Consider the following 20,601-nt stretch of genomic DNA (forward strand, 5'->3'; position numbering starts at 1 on the left):
GGACGCGCAGCCCTGCACGCTTCAACGACTAGGACGCGCCTTCTTCATCTTCGCGAACACGTGTGAGCAGAACGCGTCGCCCACTACGCGGTTCACGGTGAGAATGTTGTCGGCATTCAGCGCGTCGCGCGACAGGCCCTGCTTTTCGATCAGGCGCTGCGGAATCAGCTGGCTCAGGAACGCGTGACACAGATCCCGGCGCAACGGGGTATCGGCGGACTCGAAGTATTCGCGGCCCGCGCGGACTTCCTCGCTCATCTTGGCTTTCGCGGTGTCGTTCTGCACCTGGATGCTGGCTTCGAGCTTCGCCTGCGCGGCATCGCGCGAGCGGCGGTCCTTGCGATCGTCTTCGAGCTGCCGGGCCTTGACGGCCGCCATCTTGCGATCCGCTTCGCCGATCCGGTAGTTCCCCTCCAGCGCCTTGAACAAGTAGCCGCGCGGGCTCACCGTCACCTTGCCTTCGTTGAGCTTGTAGCGCGTGTATTCGATCGCCTGCTCGAGGCGCTCGTCGGTCCACATGTCGCGCTGCTTGGCAAGACGCTCGAAGTCGAGGGTATCGAAGGCGAATTCGTTATGCAGCAGGAGGTACATCGAGTCCTGGATGCCGGCGCGCGCGGCATCCGCGCCCTGCTTCTTCGTGAAACGAAAGCGGATCTTGAGCTTCTCGGGCGGCACGCGCTCGGCGTTGGGCTCCCAGCTGACATCGAAATCCGACACTTCGTTCAGCTGGTCGATGGCCGGTTCCAGGAAGCGCTTCTTGAACTCTTTCACCTCTTTGCGCGATTCGCCGACCTTGCCCGGCCATTCGAGGACTTCTTCGTAGGCGAACCATTCGGTCACGCCGTGACCCTCACAGGGGATCAGGCGGTCGTAGATGGCGCGGGACAGCGACAGCGAGAAAGCGGTCGAAGCTCTCAAACTGAGCCAGTGAGCCTTGTACGGGCTGATGAGGTACTTGATGACGCGTCCTGCCAGCAGAATGCAGACGACATTGCGTTCGATGTAGCAATCGCCCAGCAGGCTGATGGTGCCCCACGAGTCCTTTTCCGTGAGCTCCTCGATCGACGGGGCCGTCATGATTTCGACGCGGGCCCGCGCCGCAGCCCGCATCTGCGTGATGAGATGGCTGTGATTGCGGCTGTCGTAGCGCATCAGCCACTTGAAGTAGTTGATGTCGGCGGAGAAGGTGTAGACCTTGTCGTCGATGAGTTCTTCCGGCGCCTTGGTCGCGACGATGAAGTACGCGGCATCCAGCACGCGCCGCGCCGCGATGCCGAGGCCGCCGACACGCGTGAAGATGTTGTTGCGCAGGAATCCGATGTCTCTCGTCGACTCGGAGATAGCCGAGCCCTGGGCGGACATGTCTTCGTAGATGTCCAGCGCCAGTTGCTGAGGGGTAACGGTGGGTTCTCGGTTTTCCATGCGCTTCATCGACTGCGGTCCACGGGCACTCTATCAGGCGAGCAAGAGGTGTCAACACAAAAACCGCCCCTGTAATGGGTTCGGCGTGGGCTCCACGCGAGCGACACAAAAAGCACCCCGGCGAGTATCCGGTGCGCACAATTTCCGCCCCGGTCGACACAAAATCCGTCCCGGGTCGCCCAAAAAGCGTTTACGCCAGCACAAAAACCGCCCTGCTGGTCACAAAAACCGTCCCTATCTACAGGCCGATCGCTTGATTTGAAAGGGTTTACCGATCTCTGTTTGTAGGTTTGCGAGTTTAAGGTTTACAAAATAACTAAACGAACACGTCCGAAGATGATCAAGTTGTGCATCATGTGCCTGCGCTAAGTCACTGAAAAGAATGATTATTTCAGCTTCGAGAATGCGCGCACAAAAACCGCCCCCGGGGTGCTTTTTGTGCGGATACTGTTGCGGGCTATTTGAGGCGAAGAATTTGGTGTGCGCGCGGCTTGATCGGCTTGCGTCGTAACCATACGGATGGGATACGAAGCCTCAGTAAAATCAAGGGTTTGAGGTGTTTCGGGAGTGGAAAATCCTGAAATCTCGCGGCGCTACAACCTCGTTTACACATATTCGTGTATTCTGCGCTTCGACGTCAATACATGGAGAAAGCGCAGAATGGCTAACGTTGGCACGCTACCGATGGAAGACCGCAAGGTCACGCTTCGCGAAGTCGCGGAGTTCGCAGACAACCTGGAACCCTTCTCGGACAATCTGCGGGAACAGATCCTGGCGCCCCGGCCGCGGAAGGTGGCGCCCTACTACACGATCAGCGAGCTGGCTGAGATGTGCAACCTGACGCGGCAGCAGATTCAATATCTTGTCACGAAGGGAGAAGGCGGGCTGCCCGCGGGCACGCTCAACGGAACAGGCCGAAGCCGTACATTTACGCTGCCGGAGGTCCGGATGTGGGTGAAGATGGCCTCTGATATTTATCAGACGCGCCTCGACGAAGGCGATGGCGCATTTCGGGGCAAGGTGCTGACGACGGCTCAATTGAAGGGCGGGTCGGCGAAAACGACGACGACGGTTTGCCTTGCACAGGCGCTGACCTTGCTGGGACGCAAGGTGCTGCTCGTCGATCTCGATCCGCAAGCGTCGGCTTCAGAATTGTGCGGTCTCTATGCCGAAAAAGAGATCTCAGGCGACGACACCGTTCTGCCCTATATATATGACCAGAACGTAGAGGGCGGTCTGGGCGCGAGCGTTCAGTCGACGTACTGGGACGGCCTCGACATCATTCCGGGCCATACCTTTCTCTACGGCGCGGAGTTTCTGTTGCCTGCGCGTCAGAAGACGATTCAAGGTTATCGGTTCTGGTCTGTGCTTCGCGAAGGACTCGAGCCGCTTCGATCACAGTACGACTACATTTTGATCGACACGTCGCCGTCCCTGTCCTATATGAATCTGAACGCGCTACTGGCCGCCGACGCGTTGCTCATGCCGATGATTCCCGAGAACCTCGACTTCATCAGTTCTCTGGCTTTCTGGCGTCTTTTCTCCGATGTTGCCGAAGACTTCCTTCCCTACGAGGAAGACAAGGTCTATGACTTTATCTCCATCCTGTTGTCGAAGGTGGACTATGGGAAGACATCGTCGGCGCCGGTAGTTCGACAATGGGCGCAGAGTGCATATGGCCGGTGGCTCGATCCCTTTGAGATTCCGTCGAGTTCCGTGATGAGCGGCGGCGCTTTGTCTTTTTCGACTGCGCTGGATGTAGTGAGCACACACTCAACGGCGAAGTCGCTTCAGCGTGTCCGACAGCCGATGATGCAATATGCCAAGTGGCTAGACGACATGTTTGTGAAATCCTGGAAGGAGTCGGCATGAGCAATAACATACGCGAACAACTCATGGCCAAGACGGCCAATCTGCCGAAGCCTGCTGATTTCAAGGGGGAGGCCAAAAAGGATAAGACGAATCGTGGCCCGCAGACGATGCCGGGGATTACGAGCGCCTTGGCCGCGGCCCAATTGCGGATTCAGGAACTCGAGGCGCGGGGTGTCGAAACGGAGATTCGGGTCGATGAGATTGTGCCGAACCCATGGCAACCGCGTCGGCAATTCAATGAAGCAAAGCTTTCAGAGCTTGCTCGCTCGATTAATGAGGTTGGGCTTTTGCAGGCGGTTACGGTTCGTCGCGTTGGCGATTCGTTTCAACTCGTAGCGGGCGAGCGACGTTGGCGAGCGCACAAGCTGATCAATCGCGAAACGGTTCGTGCTGTGGTGATCGAATGCACGGATCAGGATATGGCCGCATTGGCGCTGATGGAGAACGTCACTCGTGACGATCTCTCTGATTACGAAATTGCGATTGCCATACGTCGGGCGGAATCGGAATTCCCCAATCGAACGCGGCTCGCCGAGGCAATGGGAATCTCGCGAAGCGACCTGTATCGGTTCCTCGCGTATGACGCATTGCCTGATTTCGTAAAGCGCGACCTGGATCTTAAGCCTTCGGTGCTAGGTGCGTCGTCGGCCCAGGATATCGCTAATGCACTCAAGAAAACCGGTGAGCAGGGATTGAAGTCTCTTCAAGAGCTATGGCCGCAGGTGGTGTCAGGAGATCTTGTACAGACTAAGGTGGCCGCAAGCATGAATGCCCAGGCGACGCGTGGGAATCCGACAAGCGACGCCGGCGGCAGAAGCATCCTCAAGATTTTCGCAGGGAAGGTTCAGGCGGGCAGCATTACAAAGGATGTCAAGGGTCTTACTTTCAAGTTCAAAGCAGGCGTGGTCACGGAGGAACAGGAAAATCAACTGAGAGAACACATAGGCAAGATGTTCTCGGTCCAGTCCGAATGATCAAAACCCGCTCCGGCGGGTTTTTTATTGGGCGCGCGTGGTGCTACTCGATTTAGTGTCCGGATTCGGACAGTTTCAGAGTTCGAAGTGGTATTGGGGCGGGGTTGTGAAGAGTGAGTGTCCGAATTCGGACAGCTTTAGGCGATTCGAAGCGTGGTCACTGTGGCGGGTCTGTGGAGAGCGAGTGTCCGAATTCGGACAGCCCCAAGCGTTTCGTGGGTAGCGCAGCGGGGTGCTTGGAAGCATGTGTCCGAATTCGGACAGTGAGGTCTCTGCTTGGTGGTGGCGCTCGGCGTATTACTGGAGCCGTCGATTTGCGAGTGAGCATCTGGAACGGATCTCGCACCGACCACGGGTATGTCTACCGCAAAGATCTGAGAGCCCGCCTATTCCTGCGCTGAGACATCTTTACCAAGCAGCAGCACGGCAACCGAGGGTGGTCGTGGCTGTCCGAATTCGGACAGTCACGACCACGCTAGCGAAGCAAATCTCGGTGAGGACGAGACGCTGGTGTTTGCAACAGGACATTCGCAAAGAGAAGTGTCTGAATTCGGACACATAGTGATTCTTGGTGGCACCCCAGCGAAAGGATTAGCCATATTGCGGTTCGCTCATTGGCAGGGCGCATTAATTTCATGCGTCGCCGCAGACTAAACAATTGACCAGAAAAGCCTCGCAAGCGTGTTACGGCGGAATCCACCTTCGCGTTCGGAAAGACACCATGCCATGCCATTTCCCTCTCGGCGCATAACAGCGTCCGCCAGTTACTTCACGAGCCACAAAGATTCGCCGGAAACCGAATTAACGCTACGCCAGTTCCCTCTAGCTACCGGTCACCCAGGAGATCTCTCAAGCTGTCGTGAAAGGGAACCGAGCGCTCGGGCTTGATCCGTCGCGGATATGTACGTTCGACGCACTCGCCATGAACACCTTAGTTCGCTGACTTCTTGCCTCGGTGGATGCGATACCCCCAACAGCCAAATTCCGGTTTCGTTTGTGTCCGAGCCGCAGACTAACGCAAGGCGGCCTTCAGATCTCAGACCAATGCGTCACCTCGACATGCTCCAGCAAGGTCCAGAACCCGTGTCTGGGTTGAGACCTTCACGGTCCCTGGAAGGGCGACCATTTGGCTAATGGCGGGGGCGCATGCGCTAATGGCGCCAAGAAAAGAGCATCAGATTTGATGCCCTTTCAATTGTTTAAAAGAAACCGTTTTAGATCTTCTTTCCGCTTGGCGAGAAGCGCGGTGCAGCGCCTCTGCGAGCGAGAATTGCAGCATTATCCAGACGACGGAGCCGAACAGCATCGCGCAGACGATGACGGAAAGGTTGTGTGGGATGTCAGATTGACGCGATGCCTAAGACGGTCCGACCAAGCTCCTTCGCACACTCCGTGAAACATACAAAAACTATCCGAAAGTCGATTTTTATTATATAAATCAACAAGTTGAATGCGTTTCCTGAACTTGTTTCACGGAAAATCGCTTGCGATTCGCTTTGGTGACCAGAAATTGAGCAACCTGGCGGTGGAAATCGGAGCGGAGGCTCAATACATTCTAAAAACGTATCAAACGATACATTCAGCGTAACGGCGGTTTATTCACCTGCCAAATACCTGGTTGGCGGGAAGTATATTTCCACGAAAACATTGATGCTTTGGAGCGCCGCTGACAAGTAACGCGAACGTCTGGCGGTTGACCACCTGGCACCCCTCTGCTGCGCGGGAACACGTGACGCGCCCGAGCAACCCAGCGAAGCTCACCCGAGCATTCAAAGCTGAACGTTAAGCGACCCGATGCACGGCCAGCCAACTCTCACGTACCAGCGCAGAGTCCGCGCACGTAACCGCACGCGGTTCGCCACATTCCAGCGCGCGTAAGACGGTTCCCCACTGCTTACCCCTAGACCCTACCCCGCGCCAAAAGCGACAATCCAGCCCGCAGCGATACACGACGTGTGCGGTCCCAAGACGTAAAAGCCCCGAAAGACCCGACGACCTCACTCGCGAATCACCTGCCCGAAGAGCACATCAGAGATCCGAAGAAACCGCCCACCCTCAAACCCCCACGGCTCCTCGCGCCTGCACAGGCTGACAGGCTTGATAGGGCTCACCCGCCTTGAACCGCTCCAGCCGCTCGCTTGCGATCGAAAGCGCACCCAGTGTGGCGCGACGCAACTGGTGATCATAGAGAGACACGATAGCAGCGAGCCGATCGAAGCCCTCAACCGGCAATGTCCAATGTCCGGACGTTCGCGCGGCATCGAAGACGGAGGCCATCGTCTGATCGGCGAGTATCAGTTCTTCCTGTGAGAAATCGCCGTGTCCCGCTTCCGCGAGAAACTTCGCAAGAAGCATGGCTTCGGTGATGCTCTGCGCAGGCGCGATATCCTGCGATCCCGAACGCAACGCCGCCAGCGCCATGTGCGCGCCGAGCGCGAGCTCGTCAGCGATGGCGCGCGGGATGGGGAGTAGCTGAGCCTTGCTGAGCCGTGCGCGCGTCGCTTGCGGCGAGCGCTGAAAGGGGAGGGTGCGTGACATGCGAAGGCCGATGGTTGATCGTTTTCAGGTTAACGATCGTCGTCCGCAGAATCTGAAGGGGGCGTGCCGCGCTCTTTTTCAAATGCCTCGACGATTGCAATCGCACGTTCGCACTGTTCAGCATCGAGCGCGTGAATGCTGCACTTGTCGGGCTCGACTCCGATCGCCTGCGCGAGCCACTTCATGCCCTTGGAACGCGCCTCGAACACGTTGCAGCCATCGCGGCGTACCTTCGCCTGCACGAGCGGCTCGAGCGCTGCGTGCAGCTTCACTTTGAGATCGCGCAAAGGGGCATCCGCGAGCCTGCCCAGCGGAACATGGCGCGTGCTGCGCGCGAAAATGCCGATCCACGCCTGGCACGGCACGCACATCCAGAGCGGACCGTGATCGTCACGATAGGGATACGGCTCGTCGCCCATGCGAGCGAGCATCGCGGGCGCGCCGCAATAATCGCAGTCGGGATGAGGAAGCGGTTTGACAGGTCGGCCGACTCGCATTGCAAGCAACTCCAAAGCGGGAAAACCAATATAGCAAAGTCGATCGCAAGCTTCGTCAGCGTGCCAGCCGGACAGCCCTTTCGTGCGGGACTCATCGTCTGCTTAAACCAGTCCGCCCGCCCCTCCGACGTCGTGCTTGCCAGCCATGACTCGAGCGGATCGGGAATTGAATTCGCCGTCCGACGGTATAGCGTATGAATGCGTTCTCTCAACCGCATGAAACAAGAAGTCCGCTCGACGCGGCCATGCAGGGTTCAGGCTGCAAGCCTGTCGCAAGCTTGCGGCTCCGAATGGGATGACTCGATCAATGAGGTGACGGCAATGAAAGCAACCTTCCTCTACGCCGCTGCGGTGGCGCTCGCGCTCGCGATGAGCGCCGCGGTTCAAGCGCAGGACATGCAGATGGCGCCGGATCCAGGCGCGGCGCAGCAGCAAACCACTCAAAGCAACAGCATGTCCGATATGAGCTATGGCGGAACGATGTCGACGAGCAAGGCCAGCGGCACTTCGCGCGACGCATGGACCCCGAGCACGAATCAGGCGTGCGTCATCGGACTGAGCTGCAATATCTATAGCGGTCAGTGAAGTCTGCAAGCAGGTGATTGCGCAACACGGCGCGGTGCAGGAGGCTTTTCTCCGATAATGGTGGCGAATCACCGCAAGGCATCCACGCGCCTGCGGGCAGGTCCGCCTTTCCTGTCGGAGCCGCCATGCATCTTGCCGGAATGATTCTTCCGATCTTCGCGATCATCGTCACGGGATGGCTGGCGGGCGTGTCCGGCTACATGCCTCGCACGCTCGCGGCCGCGCTGATGCGCTTCGCTTATTACGTGGCGATGCCCGCGCTGGTCTTCGTCACGATCGCGAAAGAGCCGCTGCACTCGCTGCTCGAATGGCGCTTCCTCGCGGCATTCGGCGGCGGCTCGATGCTCTGTTTCGCGGCCGTGATGACCGCTACGCGCATCGCTTGCCCCGCGCGCATGAACCTGGGCACGAGCGCCATGCTCGCCGCCGCGGTGGCCATGACCAACACGGGTTTCGTCGCGCTGCCGATTCTCAAGACACTCTATGGACAGCCGGGCGTGCTCGCGGCAGCGGTGGCCACCGTGTTCGTCGGCGCCATCATGTTTCCGGTGCTGGTCGTGTTGCTGGAACTAGGCCGTCGCGATGCCTCGCGGACCGTGCGTACCGGTGCACTGATCCGCCAGATCGCGACCAACCCGGTGATCCTCGCGACCCTCGCTGGCTTGCTCTGGTCCGTGATCGGCGTCCGGCTGCCCGCACCGGTCGATGCCTTCCTGACGATCCTCGGCGAAGCGTTGACGCCCTGCGCGTTGTTCGCCATCGGACTGGATCTGACCATTGGCGAACTGCGCGAGCGGCTCGGCTACTACGCGCTGCTCACGGCCCTGAAGCTCGCGATCGTGCCGCTCGTCGTCTACGCGCTCTGTCTCGCGACCGGCCTCGGTCACACGGCGACGGTCGCCGCCGTGGTCTGCGCGGCGGTGCCCACCGCGAAGAGCGCGTATGTGCTCGCGGTGGAATACGACATCGAGAAGCATGTCGTGGGCGCGGTCATATCGATGACCACGCTGCTCTCCATCGTCACGTTGCTCGCCTGGATCGCCATCCTTTAGCGAGCGCGCACGACCCGTTCAATCACATCGGATGCGCGGCGACGAAGCTCTTGTACGCGGCGTAAGCGGCTTTCGGCGTGACGCCGTCGTTCTTGAGCAGGCCGTAGTTGCCTTCGCCGCCGACAGGGTCGTCATAGAGCTCGTAGGTCTGGACCGACTCGATATCGTACGTCGATGCCAGCGCCACGAACTGCGCCATCATCGTGTTGCCGGTCAGGTACGCGGCGATCGCCTGATCGGACCCGTAGTTCGGACGCACGCCGATTTCGTTGAGCCAGATGGGCTTGCCGAAGGCCTTGAGCGCTTGCAATACGTTATGGCATCCGGTGCCGCCGCATGCATTCGTGATGTCGCCTTGCTCCGAGTACCAGTGCCAAGCGGTGATGTCCCAGTCCACCACGGGATGATTGATGCTGCCATCGGGCTCCATGCCCGCTGCGAGCATCTGTGCGAAGCCGTAATGCAGCCACGTGCCGCCGCCCAGGATGATCTTGCCCGACGTATCCACCGACTTGATGCCCGCAATCATGCCGCGGATGATGCCGCGCACGATCCTGAACGTGCCTGTGTCGTATTGCTGCGGATAGACACCATCGACATTGCCGCTCAGCGCCTCGGCTTCAATCTCGTTGGTCACTTCGTAATAGGGATAGCGGCGCGAGGTCGCGGTCTGTTGTCCGAGCGCGAAGCCGGCGTTATAGGCCTGCGTCTCGTTGGCGAAGAGTCTGTAGTCCATCAGCAGGACGGGATAGACGGTCACGCCGCCTGCGTCCATCATCGCAGCGATGTTCGCGAGCTTGTTCGCGGTGCCCTGGCTGTACACCTCGTTGCGGTAGTACTTCACGCCCAGATCCTGCAATTGCGCCAGCTGCACGGCGGGGCTGGAGATATCGTAGGCGCCGCCTTCGTTGTTGTGCCCGTTCACGCCATAGAAGCGCCTCGGCGTCGACACGGGAATGGTGGGCGACGTGACATCGCCGGGGGCGGATGAAGCCGGCGTCGCCGGCGATGCGGGGCCAGTCGACGTGTCGTCGCTGTTATCCAGCGCAGGCGTAGTGACGACCGAAGTCGCCGGACTGGTCGCGGCCGCCGCATTGGTCGGCGACACAGCGGCGCTGCCTGTGGAAGTCGTCGGGTTGGAGGTGCCGGGAGTCAACGAGGCGCTTGCACTCGATGTCGGGCTCGCGGCGGCTGCCGTGCCTGCATGATCGCTACTATTGCCACCACCGCCACCGCCGCCGCCACATGCGGCGAGCATCACGCTCATCGCGAGCGTGGCGGCAGACATTGCGGATCCGCGCACGCGCGGAAAACGTAAGCGAGAGGAACGAAGAAGTTCGAAGTTCGTCATGTGAAACGCACTACCCGATGGTCAGTTTTTTTATATCCACGAACCAGGTGCGCGTTCCGCGAGTCGCCCGTAAAAACGGACGGACCGATGATGGACCTTCATCTCGCGCCGGAGAGAGGGCGCTCGACTGTGTGGAGTGCTCGTCGCAAGACCCCAATGGCCGTTCCACGATAGAAAGTGCGGGAAGGGAGGGGCAGGATGGAGACCGTGCAGCAGCGGCCGGTCTTAGTCAGGGTTTACGGCGAGGGGGGAATGAACTTGAGATGCGCATCACGCGGGATGACACGCGAAGAACCAGCGAACGCCTAACGTGCGTAAGGCCCTGCGGATTCGAGTGCGGCGCCGCCGAGGATCGAGTTGGCGTCGGCGCGGGCATTGTCGAGTTGCACGACGCTGGCTTGCCGCGCGCCGAGCGCATCGTGGTTGGCGATGGCCGTGAAGATCGCTTTGTGTCGCGGCAATGACAGTGCGTGCGTGTTCGGATGGCGGCTCGTCAGCTTGATCGACTCGCTGAGCGCGAGCGAGAGCATGTTGCCGATATAGGCGAGCATGTCGTTGTGCGTCGCCGTCATGATCGCGCGATGAAACTCGAGGTCGGGCACCAGCAGCTCATCGGCCGTTTGCGCGCGTTCCATGCGGTCGAATGCCGCGCCGATGCGGGCAATGTCCTCTTCGGAAGCGGAGATGGCCGCAAGCGCGGCGGCAGCAGGCTCGATGACCTGCCGCACCGTCATCAGCGAGCGGAAGAACTCGCCTTCGGGAAGACGGTTGATGGTCCACACGAGCACGTCGGGATCGAGCATGTGCCACTCGTCGCGCGGCCGCACGACGCTGCCCACACGCGGCTTCGACACCACCAGCCCCTTGGCGACCAGCACGCGGGTCGCCTCGCGCAGCACGGGGCGGCTCACGCCATAGCTTTCGCAGAGCGCGGGCTCGGCGGGCAGACGCTGGCCGGGCGCAAACACGCCGCTGACGATCTGCATGCCGAGTTCCTGCACGATGCGTCCGTGCATGCTCTTGCGTTGCTTGGGATTGCGGTAATCCATGTTGGTCCCGCCAGCTCACCGCGACTGGCTCAAACGTCGATGACGCTCAATGCGCCGTGGTCGCGCGCATCGCCCGGTATTCCCGTCTCACGATATCCATCAACTCCGCGACCGACGTGTTCGCGCTGCGCTGCTCGTAAGTCACGCGTCCGCGCTGCATCAACATGATGCGATCCGCGATGTCGAGCGTCTGCGCATAGTTGTGCATGATCATGATGATCGACAGGCCGCCTTTTTCCTTCAGACGCATCACCAGGTCGATGATGAGCGCGGCCTCGCGCGCGCCCATCGCGGCGAGCGGTTCGTCGAGCAGCAGGATCCTGGCGTTCGAATTCACGGCGCGCGCCACCGCGATGGCCTGGCGCTGTCCGCCCGAGAGCCGCTCCACCGGCAGATCGACGGAAGGCACATGCACGCCGATATCGTCGAGCAATTGCGCCGCGCGTTCGCGCATCTGCTTGTGATCGACGAGACGGAAAGGCCCGCGCCGCACGATCTCGCGGTTGAGGAACATGTTGTGATAGATGGACAGCGAATTCGCGAGCGCGAGATCCTGATACACACATTCGATGCCGAGCGAACGCGCATGGTCGACGGACTTGAGCAGCGTCTCCTCGCCATGCACGTGCAGCGCGCCCTCGGTCTGCTGATGAAAGCCCGTGAGGATCTTGACGAGCGTGGACTTGCCCGCGCCGTTGTCGCCGAGAATGCCGAGAATCTCGCCCTTGCCGAGCGTGAACGACACGCCGTCGAGCGCCGTCACCGCGCCGAAACGCTTGACGATGTGATCGCCACGCAGCGCGAGATCGCCCGGGGTTGCTTGCGGTTGCGTTTGCGTTTGCGCTTCCGACATCATCGCGCTCCCTTGCGGCGAATGCGCCCGACATGAATATTGAAGATCATCGCGGCGAGGATCGCGGCGCCGAGAATGATGTTGAAGGTGAACGCATTAATGCCGATCAGCGTGAAGCCGTCGCTCAGGATGCCGAGCACCGCCGCGCCGAGCAGGCCGCCGACGATCGTGCCCGAGCCGCCCGTCAGCGGCGTGCCGCCAATCACTGCTGCCGCCACGGCGAGGAACATGATCTGGTTGCCGCCCGCTTGCGGGTCGATGGAGGTAATGCGAAAGCCTTCGAGAATGCCTGTGAAGCCCGCGAGCACGGCGGCGAGCACGAAGTTACCGAGCCGCAGCCGGTTCACCTGAATGCCGGCTTCGCTCGCGCCCAGCGCATTCGCACCCGACGCCTGCGTATGCAGGCCCCAGCGCGTGTGGCGCAACAGCGTATGCATGACGACGGCGATCGCCACGGTCCAGATGATCTCGCTGTAGCCCCACGCGCCCATCACGTTGGCGAACGTCGGCGTGCCCGGCGTGGCGACCGGCGTGCCGCGCGACAGCGTGAGCGTGATGCCGTTGATGAGGAACAGCGTGCCGAGTGTCGTCACGAACGAAGGCAGGCGCAGATACACGGTCACCGCGCCGTTGACGAAGCCGATGATCGCCGCTGCGACGAGGCCCGCGATCACCGCGAGCCACATCGGCGCGCCGGCGTCGTTGGCGAACACCATCATGAAGGGCGCGAAGGCGAACACCATGCCCGCTGACAGATCGATGTCGCCGCCGATCATCAGCATGATTTCGCCGAACGCGATGATCGCCACCGGCGCGATGAACTGCGACAGGTTGACGAGACTCGGACCGCTCAACAGGAAGTCGTGATTGACGATCTGGAAGTAGGCCGCGAGCAGCACGGCCACCAGCAGGATGCGCAGCTCGGGGGCCCAGTGCGACATCCATGCCCCGCGCGGGGCTGCAATCCGCGCGGGTGTCCCTGCGTTGCCAGGTTGGTTCATCGTGTTCATCAGGACTTGATTGCGCCTTTCATCGGCACGATTTCCGGCTTGGTGGTCTTGCCTTCATAACGCGTCGAGGTATTGAGGTACGGCTCGACGGTGTCCTTCGTCACGAACTTGAGACCGGTGTTGATGTTCGCCGGCCCGACCAGGCCGCCCGAGGCGAGGAACAAGAACGCTTCCATCACGGTGTAGAAACCCTGCACATAAGGCTGCTGGTCGATGGTGAAATCGAGGAAGCCTTCGTGGATGAGCTGGATGGTCTGCGGCAACAGATCGAAGCCACCGCCATGCACGCCCTTCGACGGCAGGTTCGATTCCTTCATCACCTGGGCAACGCCCTGCGTGCTGCCTGCATCGACGGCGAACATGCCCTTCAGATCCTGGTGGCCGAGATAGAACGCCTTGATCTTCGAGAGTTCCTCGTTGACGGTCGCGCCCGTCGCCACGGTCTGGATGTCGATCTTCTTGCCGGACTTCTTGATGGCGTCGCTGGCGCCGTCGAGACGCGGCTGAATGTTGAGCTGGCCCGGCGTCGCGATGAACAGCGCGACCATGCCGCTGTCGATCATGCCCGCGATGCGCTCGCCCATCTGGTAGCCCGACTGATACAGGTCCTGGCCGATATACGCGAGACGCGGATTGATCTTGCCGCGCGGTGCATCGGCGTTATAGGCGAAGACGGGAATGCCGGCGTCGAGCGCGGCCTGAATGGGCTTGTCGAAAGCGTTCGGATCAACGATGGGCACGGCGATCGCATCGGCTTTGGCCGCGATGGCGGAGTTCACCGCGCGCACCATTTCACCGGCATCGGACGTGGCGGAGCCGGTCCATTGATAGTCCATGCCAAACATCGAGCACGCGTCCTGAATGCCGTATTGCGTCGGCACGAAGAACGGGTTGGTCGTCACGTGATTGACGAACACGATCTTCCATTTCTTGTGCTGCGGAAACGCGGCTTCGGCGGCCTGCGCGCTGGAGATCAGCCCGCCGGTGCCCGCCACGCCGCCGAGCAGCGAGAGCGCGGCGCCGAGTCCCGCGCCTTGCATGAGCCCGCGCCGGCTCGAATTGATGAAGCCGTTGCCGTCTTTCGTGTCGTCGTCCCGATTCTGCGCCATGTCTACCTCCGGTCTGTTCTTCGTGAGTCGATGAGTCGACTGATCGTCGATCGCTTTCAGATACAGGGTTTCAGCGGCACGTCATGAGCGGGCATCTTTCACCGATGAAAGATGCCGCCAGAGACCATGACGTGGCAGGCAATGCGCGAGAGGATTGTGCGAAAACGCGGCGTGTTTGAACTAGTAATTGGGAAAAGCGAAATGCCGCGCGTCGGCTTCAATAGACAAACTATATGCACCACTTTCGACGTGTGCGATTAGCGTTTTCCCGGTCATTGCAGGCATATAGTCATGCTATTTATCGGGCATTCTCACAGAATGGGCAACGCCTCGATTTCATGCGCATGGTGCGCTATGCGCGTGGCTGCCATGTAGCGATGGCCACGCCCAGCACTGCCACGCCCATCGCCCACCATGCGCTGACCGGCAGCACTTCGCCGAGTATCAGATACGACATCACGGCAGCGGCGGGCGGCACGAAAAAGAACAGCGATGCGACTTGCGAAACCTTGCCGGCACGTGTCATCGCAAGCAGCAGCGTAATGGCGATGAGCGAGTTGCCGATCACGAGGTAGGCGAGCGTCACCATGAGCGTGGGCGTCCAGTGAACGGGCGTGTGTTCGAAGCACAGCGCCATGGGCGCGCAGAACACGAAGCCGACGCTGTATTGCACGAGATTCGACGTGAGCGGATCCTGTGCGGTGCCGAGCCGCTTCTCGTAGAGCATCGCGCCCGTGATGCCGATCAGCGCGCCCACCGCCAGCAGCACCGGTCCGAGCGACGAAGCCTGCAAGGGTCCGCGCGAGAGGATCACGCCGGCCGCGCCCGCGAGGCCCAGCAGCAGGCCCATCCAGCGGCGCGCGCCAATGCGTTCGCCGACGAGCTTCGGTGCGAGCACGCCGACGAGGATCGGCTGGAGCGAAACGATCAGCGCGAGCACCGAGGTGGCGATGCCTGCGGTCATCGAGAGATAGCTGAGCCCGAAGTACATCACCTGCACGAGAAAGCCGACGATGATGAGATGCCGCCAGCCGCGTGCATCGGCGGGCCAGCGCGGACGCTTGATCGCGCAGACCGCGAGCAGCACGCCGATGCTCAACGCGAAGCGAATGGCGAGGAACGTCAGCGGCGAGGCGTAGTGCAGGCCGGTCTTGGCAATCGGAAAGCCCGCTGACCAGAGCAGCAGGAACACGACGGGACCGCCGATAGTGAGCCAGCGCCGTTGATCCTGCACCATGTTCGCGTCCTTGTTGATTGATGGGTGAAAGCCGGGCCCGTCATTGCAACCCAGCGTGCCGCCGATGGCAAGCTGTGGTTGCATAGGCGCGGTTATTTGAGCGATGCTCTTCAACCTATGCGCAAGCGCAAGGAGCCAGCATGCCCAAGGTCGATATCGCCGCCGTTCCGAAGATCGCGGGATCGGGTTATCCGAAGCCCTTCGCCGCGCCGTGTGCGACGCGCACGCGTCAGCGTCTCGGCGATGCAGGCGGATTGCGCGACTTCGGCGTGAACCTGATGCACTTGCCGCCGGGCGGATGGTCGAGCCAGCGTCACTGGCATTCGCATGAGGACGAGTTCGTTCAGGTGCTCGAAGGCGAGCTGGTGCTGATCGAAGACGAAGGCGAGACCCTACTGCGCGCCGGTGAATGCGCGGCCTTTCCGAAGGGCACCGGAAACGGTCATCACCTGATCAACCGTTCGAACGCGGTAGCGGTGTATCTGGAAGTGGGCAGCCGTGTCTATGAAGATCTTACGACGTGTTCCGACGTCGACATGATGAGCGCCAACGCCGACGGCCGCTTCGTGCACAAGGACGGTTCGCCGATAGCGGACGACTGAGCGTCAGTGCGCCACGCGCACGGCGATGTCGGCGGCGGCCAGCGTGTCGGCCATCCAGTCGGGCGGCGGGGCGTCGGTGAAGAGCGCGTCGATCTGCGACAGATGCCCGAGCTTGACCAGCGCGGCCCGCCCGAACTTCGAGTGATCGGCGGCGAGAAACACGGTGCGCGACTGCTCGATGATGGCCTGCGCCACCCGCACTTCGGCGATATCGAAGTCGCGCAGCGTGCCGTCTTCCTCGATGCTCGAAATGCCGATGATCCCGAAGTCGACCTTGAACATGCGAATGAAGTCGACGGCCTGCTCGCCCACCACGCCCTTGTCGCGCGCGCGCACCTGGCCGCCCGCCACCAGCAGCTCGGCGTCGGACCCGTCCGCGAGAATGTTCGCGACGTTCAGGTTGTTCGTGATGACGCGCAGACCCGTGTGCTGGCACAACGCGCGCGCCACTTCCTCGTTGGTCGTGCCGAGGTTGATGAACAACGTCGCCTGATTCGGGATCTCCGCAGCGACGCGTCGCGCGATGCGCTGCTTCTCCTCCAGATACATCTGCTGCCGCGCGGTATAAGCCGTATTTTCCGAACTGGTCAGCGTGCTTGCGCCGCCGTGGTAACGGCGCAGGAGGTTCTGTTCCGAGAGCCAGTTGACGTCGCGCCGAATGGTTTGCGGCGTTACCTGGAAATGCGCGGCGAGGTCGTCGATGGTCGCGAAGCCATCTCGCGCGACACGATCGAGCAGTGCGCGCTGTCTGCCGTTGAGTGCTGGGTCGAAGGTCATCGCGAGGCGCGCGGGCGCGAAAGTGTGGTGATGGCGGATGCGCGAGTGTACGACGAAACGCGGGCTGGACCCAAGGTGCCAGCATGCTCCTTCTTTTGGCGTTTGCAATAAGTTTTTAAGTTTCCAAGTCCTTGAACTTAAGCAAAAATGCGTTGCAGCATGACTAAAGTAATCGCTATTCGATCACTGTGATTTTATTTCAATTTTGGCGCTCCTATTCTTGCCTCAAACAACGGGTGGATATCTCGCCTCAACGGAGCTTGCCTTGTTTGATGAATCTGAGTTGATCGGCCGTTTGCGCAGTCTGCTGGGTGATGACGCGGTCATCGCCGTGGCGGAGGACATGGGCGGTTTCGTCGAGGACTTTCGCGGGCGTTATCGCGGTGCCGCGCTGTGCGTGGTGCAGCCGTCGTCGACGGAGCAGGTCGCGGGTGTCGTGCGCCTGTGCGCGGCGGCGGGCGTGCCCTTGCTCGCGCAAGGCGGCAACACCAGCCTGTGCGGCGGCTCGGTGCCGGCGGCGCACGGCGTGCCGCCCGTCATCGTCAGCTTGGCGCGCATGCGCCGCATTCGCGGCATCGATGCAGCGAACGGTTCGATGGAAGTGGAAGCGGGCTGTGTCCTCAAGACCGTGCAGGATGCAGCCGCGGACGTCGCGCGACTCTATCCGGTGAGTCTGGGCGCGGAGGGTTCGTGCCAGATTGGCGGCACGCTCTCGACGAACGCCGGCGGAACCAGCGTGCTCCGTTATGGCAATACGCGCGAGAACGTGCTCGGCCTCGAAGTGGTCATGGCCGACGGCACCATCTGGAACGGCCTGCGCGGGCTGCGCAAGGACAATACTGGCATCGACCTCAAGCATCTCTTCATTGGCGCGGAAGGCGCGCTCGGCATCATCACGGCGGCGACCCTCAAGCTGCATCCGCTGCCGACGCATCATGCGCTCGCCTGGTTCGCGCCGACCGACCCGCAAGCCGCGCTGACGATTCTCGGGATGTTCCAGGCCAATTGCGGCTCGCGCCTCTCGGCGTTCGAACTGATGAACGCACGGCAACTGCAATTGGTCGTCGAGCATGTGATGGATCGCCGCGCGCCGCTCGAAGGCGCGCATGACTGGCACGTGCTCGTTGAGCTCGGCGACACGCAAGGCGCCTCCGACATGGAAAGCGTGTTGCAGGCCACGCTGGAAGAAGCGGCCGAAGCGGGCTTGCTCGAAGACGCGATCATCGCGAGCAGCGACCGTCAGCGCGCCGCACTGTGGGAAGTGCGGCACAGCGTGACGGAAGCGAACAAGAAGGCCGGCATCGGGCTGACAACGGATTGCGCGGTGCCGCTGTCGGCGGTGCCTGCGTTCATCGAGCGTGCTACGCAAGCGGTGCTCGCGCTCGACGCCGAGATCGGCATCGTGATCGTCGGCCATATGGGCGACGGCAACATCCATCTGGTGCCCATGTACACCTTCGATGCGTGGCGCGCGCTGCCCGACCAGGCGGCCGCTGGCGCTGCCGTGCGCCGTGCCGTGAACGATGCCGCGCATGCGCTCGGCGGCACGTTCAGCGCGGAACATGGCGTGGGCCAGACGGGCTTGCCGGAAATGGCGCATTACAAGTCCGCCGCCGAACTGTCGATCATGCGTGCCGTGAAGCGCGCGCTCGATCCCGCGAACCTCATGAACCCGGGGCGTCTCTTTCCCGCCGCGCCGCTCTGATTCTTGAATCATCAAGCCACCACCGCCCCTCGCTTACCGCAGGAGACTTATATGAAGCCCAAGCACGATAACGACAAAACGATCCTCAACCCCGCCCGCCGCTCGGCGATCAAGGCCGTAGGCGCAGGCGTCGTGGCCGGCGCATTCCCGTTCGTCTGGACGCCCTCGCGCGCGGCCAGCAAGCGCATCGTCGTGCGCGACGACGGCGGCATCTACACCAAGGCGTATGGCGCGGTGTACTACAAGCCGTTCTTCGAGAAGACCGGCATTGAAGTGGTGGGCGTGCAGGCCAATGCCGAGCCGACCGCGCAGATCAAGAGCATGGTCGAGGCCGGCAGCTACGCATGGGACATGGCGAAGATCAGCCAGCCCGCGATTCTCTTGCTGACCTCGGGCGGCAAGGAATATCTCGAGAAACACGGCCTCGAATCCGATCCGACGATCGCCAAGATTCCGAAGCAATACATGTCGGCGTATGGCGTGGGCACCAATGTCTATTCGACCGTGCTCGCTTATCGCACCGATGCGTTCAAGGGCCGCAAGGCACCGAGCTCGTGGGCTGACCTCTGGAATGTGAAGGACTTCCCGGGCCGCCGCTCGATCCGCAAGTATCCGTTCGATACGCTCGAAGAAGCGATGATGGCCGATGGTGCATCGACGAGCCAGGTCTATCCGATCAACTTCGATCGCGCGTTCGCGAGCCTCGACAAGATCTCGAAGCAAGTGGATGTGTGGTGGACGACGGGCGCGCAAGTCGAGCAGATGCTCAACTCGGGCGAAGTCGCGATGGTGGCGACGTGGGCCTCGCGTGCGCAATCGGCGATGGCCGCGGGCGCGCCGGTGGGCATCGTGTGGAACCAGAACATCTGGGGTTGCGACAACTGGGCGATCCTGAAGGGCACGCCGAACGCCGACGCTTGCCGTGAGTTCATCAAGTTCGCCAGCGACCCGAAGCGTCAGGCCGCGCTCGTCGAGTACTTCCCGGCGGGTCTCACGCAACCGGAATCCTTCAACTATGTGAAGCCGGAACAGGCGAAGAACTGCCCGACGTTCCCGGACAACATGAAGACCGGCGTGCATATCGATGCGAAGTACTGGCAGGAGAATCAAAGCGTGGCGCTCGAGCGCTTCAACCGCTGGATTCTCACTTAAGGCCTGGCATCGTTCATCAAGGAAGAGATCCGCATGGCAACCATCAATCTCCAGATCAGCGGTCTGTGCAAGCGTTATGGCGACTTCGTCGCGCTCGCGCCGACCGATCTCGACGTCGCGCAGGGCGAGTTCCTGACGCTGCTGGGCCCGAGCGGCTCGGGCAAGACCACGCTGCTGAGCCTCATCGCAGGGCTCGCGCAGGCCGACGGCGGCTCGATCCGTATCAACGGTGTCGATGTCACCGACGGCGCGCCGTACGACCGTGACATCGGCATGGTGTTTCAGAACTACGCGCTGTTTCCGCATATGACGGTGGCGGAGAACATCGCGTTCCCGTTGCAGATGCGCAAGGTCGATGCGGCCAGCGCGAAGAAGCGCGTCGCCGAAGCGCTGGAGATGGTGCATCTGCCGCATGTGGCGGGGCGCTATCCGCGTGAGTTGTCGGGCGGGCAGCAGCAGCGTATCGCCCTGGCGCGCTGCATGGTGTACCGGCCGTCGATCATCCTGATGGACGAACCGCTCGGCGCACTCGACAAGAAGCTGCGGGATCACATGCAGCTGGAGATCAAGCGCATTCACCGGGATCTGGGCACGACGATCATCTACGTGACGCACGATCAGGAAGAAGCGATGACGATGTCGGATCGCATCTGTTTGATGGATGCGGGCAAGATCGCGCAACTCGGTACGCCTGCTGATCTCTATTTCCGTCCGAAAAATGTGTTCGTGGCGGATTTCCTCGGTGAATCGAATCTGCTCGATGCACAGGTCACGTCGCGCGAAGGCGATCAGGTGCGCCTCGCGATGCACGGCATC

Annotated in this window: 18 protein-coding genes; 8 read left to right on the plus strand and 10 right to left on the minus strand. The window is 61.3% G+C overall.

Annotation, left to right across the window (positions count from 1 at the left end; all coding sequences use genetic code 11):
* Positions 1 to 21: 21 nt before the first annotated feature.
* Entirely contained in the window at positions 22 to 1,422 is a 1,401-nt protein-coding gene (locus QCE88_RS22930) for a replication initiation protein (RefSeq protein ID WP_309906425.1), read from the minus strand.
* Between the two features lie 660 nt (positions 1,423 to 2,082).
* Here QCE88_RS22930 and QCE88_RS22935 point away from each other — a divergent pair.
* Together QCE88_RS22935 and QCE88_RS22940 are read left to right on the plus strand one after the other, a co-directional pair.
* Positions 2,083 to 3,294 carry an AAA family ATPase gene (locus QCE88_RS22935; RefSeq protein ID WP_309906426.1) on the plus strand — a complete coding sequence of 404 codons (1,212 nt, stop codon included), beginning with the start codon at positions 2,083 to 2,085 and terminating at the stop codon, positions 3,292 to 3,294.
* A complete protein-coding gene (locus QCE88_RS22940; protein WP_309906428.1) occupies positions 3,291 to 4,268 on the plus strand; it encodes a ParB/RepB/Spo0J family partition protein in 978 nt (325 codons plus the stop codon). The genes QCE88_RS22935 and QCE88_RS22940 overlap by 4 nt, the downstream gene beginning before the upstream one ends.
* Positions 4,269 to 6,323: 2,055 nt before the next feature.
* On the opposite strand, the gene QCE88_RS22945 is transcribed toward QCE88_RS22940, so the two are convergent.
* Entirely contained in the window at positions 6,324 to 6,689 is a 366-nt protein-coding gene (locus tag QCE88_RS22945; RefSeq protein ID WP_309906431.1) for a hypothetical protein, read from the minus strand.
* Between the two features lie 146 nt (positions 6,690 to 6,835).
* Complete coding sequence (locus QCE88_RS22950; RefSeq protein ID WP_309906432.1) at positions 6,836 to 7,303, minus strand: zinc-finger-containing protein; 468 nt, start codon at positions 7,301 to 7,303, stop codon at positions 6,836 to 6,838.
* A gap of 321 nt (positions 7,304 to 7,624) precedes the next feature.
* On the opposite strand from QCE88_RS22950, the gene QCE88_RS22955 reads away from it, so the two are divergent.
* Together QCE88_RS22955 and QCE88_RS22960 are read left to right on the plus strand one after the other, a co-directional pair.
* Positions 7,625 to 7,888, plus strand: coding sequence for a hypothetical protein (locus QCE88_RS22955; RefSeq protein ID WP_309906434.1), 264 nt, complete (start codon positions 7,625 to 7,627; stop codon positions 7,886 to 7,888).
* A 125-nt stretch (positions 7,889 to 8,013) separates the two neighbouring features.
* Positions 8,014 to 8,940, plus strand: coding sequence for an AEC family transporter (locus QCE88_RS22960; RefSeq protein ID WP_309906436.1), 927 nt, complete (start codon positions 8,014 to 8,016; stop codon positions 8,938 to 8,940).
* Positions 8,941 to 8,962: 22 nt separating this feature from the next.
* Here QCE88_RS22960 and QCE88_RS22965 read toward each other — a convergent pair whose 3' ends face one another.
* The 6 genes from QCE88_RS22965 to QCE88_RS22990 all read right to left on the minus strand — a co-directional run bounded on the left by QCE88_RS22965 (position 8,963) and on the right by QCE88_RS22990 (position 15,549).
* Positions 8,963 to 10,228, minus strand: a complete 1,266-nt coding sequence (locus QCE88_RS22965; protein WP_309906438.1) for a hypothetical protein — start codon at positions 10,226 to 10,228, stop codon at positions 8,963 to 8,965.
* Positions 10,229 to 10,596: 368 nt separating this feature from the next.
* Positions 10,597 to 11,340, minus strand: coding sequence for a FadR/GntR family transcriptional regulator (locus QCE88_RS22970; protein ID WP_309906440.1), 744 nt, complete (start codon positions 11,338 to 11,340; stop codon positions 10,597 to 10,599).
* Between the two features lie 46 nt (positions 11,341 to 11,386).
* Complete coding sequence (locus QCE88_RS22975) at positions 11,387 to 12,196, minus strand: ATP-binding cassette domain-containing protein (RefSeq protein WP_309906442.1); 810 nt, start codon at positions 12,194 to 12,196, stop codon at positions 11,387 to 11,389.
* The gene (locus QCE88_RS22980) at positions 12,193 to 13,203 is read right to left on the minus strand and encodes an ABC transporter permease (protein ID WP_309906444.1); all 1,011 of its coding nucleotides are present in this window, start codon (positions 13,201 to 13,203) and stop codon (positions 12,193 to 12,195) included. The genes QCE88_RS22975 and QCE88_RS22980 overlap by 4 nt, the downstream gene beginning before the upstream one ends.
* Positions 13,203 to 14,312, minus strand: coding sequence for a sugar ABC transporter substrate-binding protein (locus QCE88_RS22985; RefSeq protein ID WP_309906446.1), 1,110 nt, complete (start codon positions 14,310 to 14,312; stop codon positions 13,203 to 13,205). Before QCE88_RS22985 ends, QCE88_RS22980 begins: the two co-directional genes overlap by 1 nt.
* Positions 14,313 to 14,664: 352 nt before the next feature.
* The gene (locus QCE88_RS22990) at positions 14,665 to 15,549 is read right to left on the minus strand and encodes a DMT family transporter (RefSeq protein ID WP_309906449.1); all 885 of its coding nucleotides are present in this window, start codon (positions 15,547 to 15,549) and stop codon (positions 14,665 to 14,667) included.
* Positions 15,550 to 15,689: 140 nt separating this feature from the next.
* Between QCE88_RS22990 and QCE88_RS22995 the strand changes: the two genes are divergently transcribed.
* A complete protein-coding gene (locus tag QCE88_RS22995) occupies positions 15,690 to 16,151 on the plus strand; it encodes a cupin domain-containing protein (RefSeq protein WP_309906451.1) in 462 nt (153 codons plus the stop codon).
* A 3-nt stretch (positions 16,152 to 16,154) separates the two neighbouring features.
* On the opposite strand, the gene QCE88_RS23000 is transcribed toward QCE88_RS22995, so the two are convergent.
* Positions 16,155 to 16,928: a DeoR family transcriptional regulator gene (locus QCE88_RS23000; protein ID WP_309906453.1), complete on the minus strand. Its 774-nt coding sequence runs from the start codon at positions 16,926 to 16,928 to the stop codon at positions 16,155 to 16,157.
* Between the two features lie 343 nt (positions 16,929 to 17,271).
* Between QCE88_RS23000 and QCE88_RS23005 the strand changes: the two genes are divergently transcribed.
* The 3 genes from QCE88_RS23005 to QCE88_RS23015 all read left to right on the plus strand — a co-directional run.
* Positions 17,272 to 18,633, plus strand: a complete 1,362-nt coding sequence (locus tag QCE88_RS23005) for an FAD-binding oxidoreductase (protein ID WP_309906580.1) — start codon at positions 17,272 to 17,274, stop codon at positions 18,631 to 18,633.
* Positions 18,634 to 18,684: 51 nt separating this feature from the next.
* The gene (locus tag QCE88_RS23010; RefSeq protein WP_309906455.1) at positions 18,685 to 19,785 is read left to right on the plus strand and encodes an ABC transporter substrate-binding protein; all 1,101 of its coding nucleotides are present in this window, start codon (positions 18,685 to 18,687) and stop codon (positions 19,783 to 19,785) included.
* A 33-nt stretch (positions 19,786 to 19,818) separates the two neighbouring features.
* Positions 19,819 to 20,601: ABC transporter ATP-binding protein (locus QCE88_RS23015; protein ID WP_309906457.1), on the plus strand; the 783-nt coding region annotated here is incomplete at its 3' end.

The sequence above is a fragment of the Caballeronia sp. LZ035 genome, assembly GCF_031451175.1.
Lineage (GTDB): Bacteria > Pseudomonadota > Gammaproteobacteria > Burkholderiales > Burkholderiaceae > Caballeronia.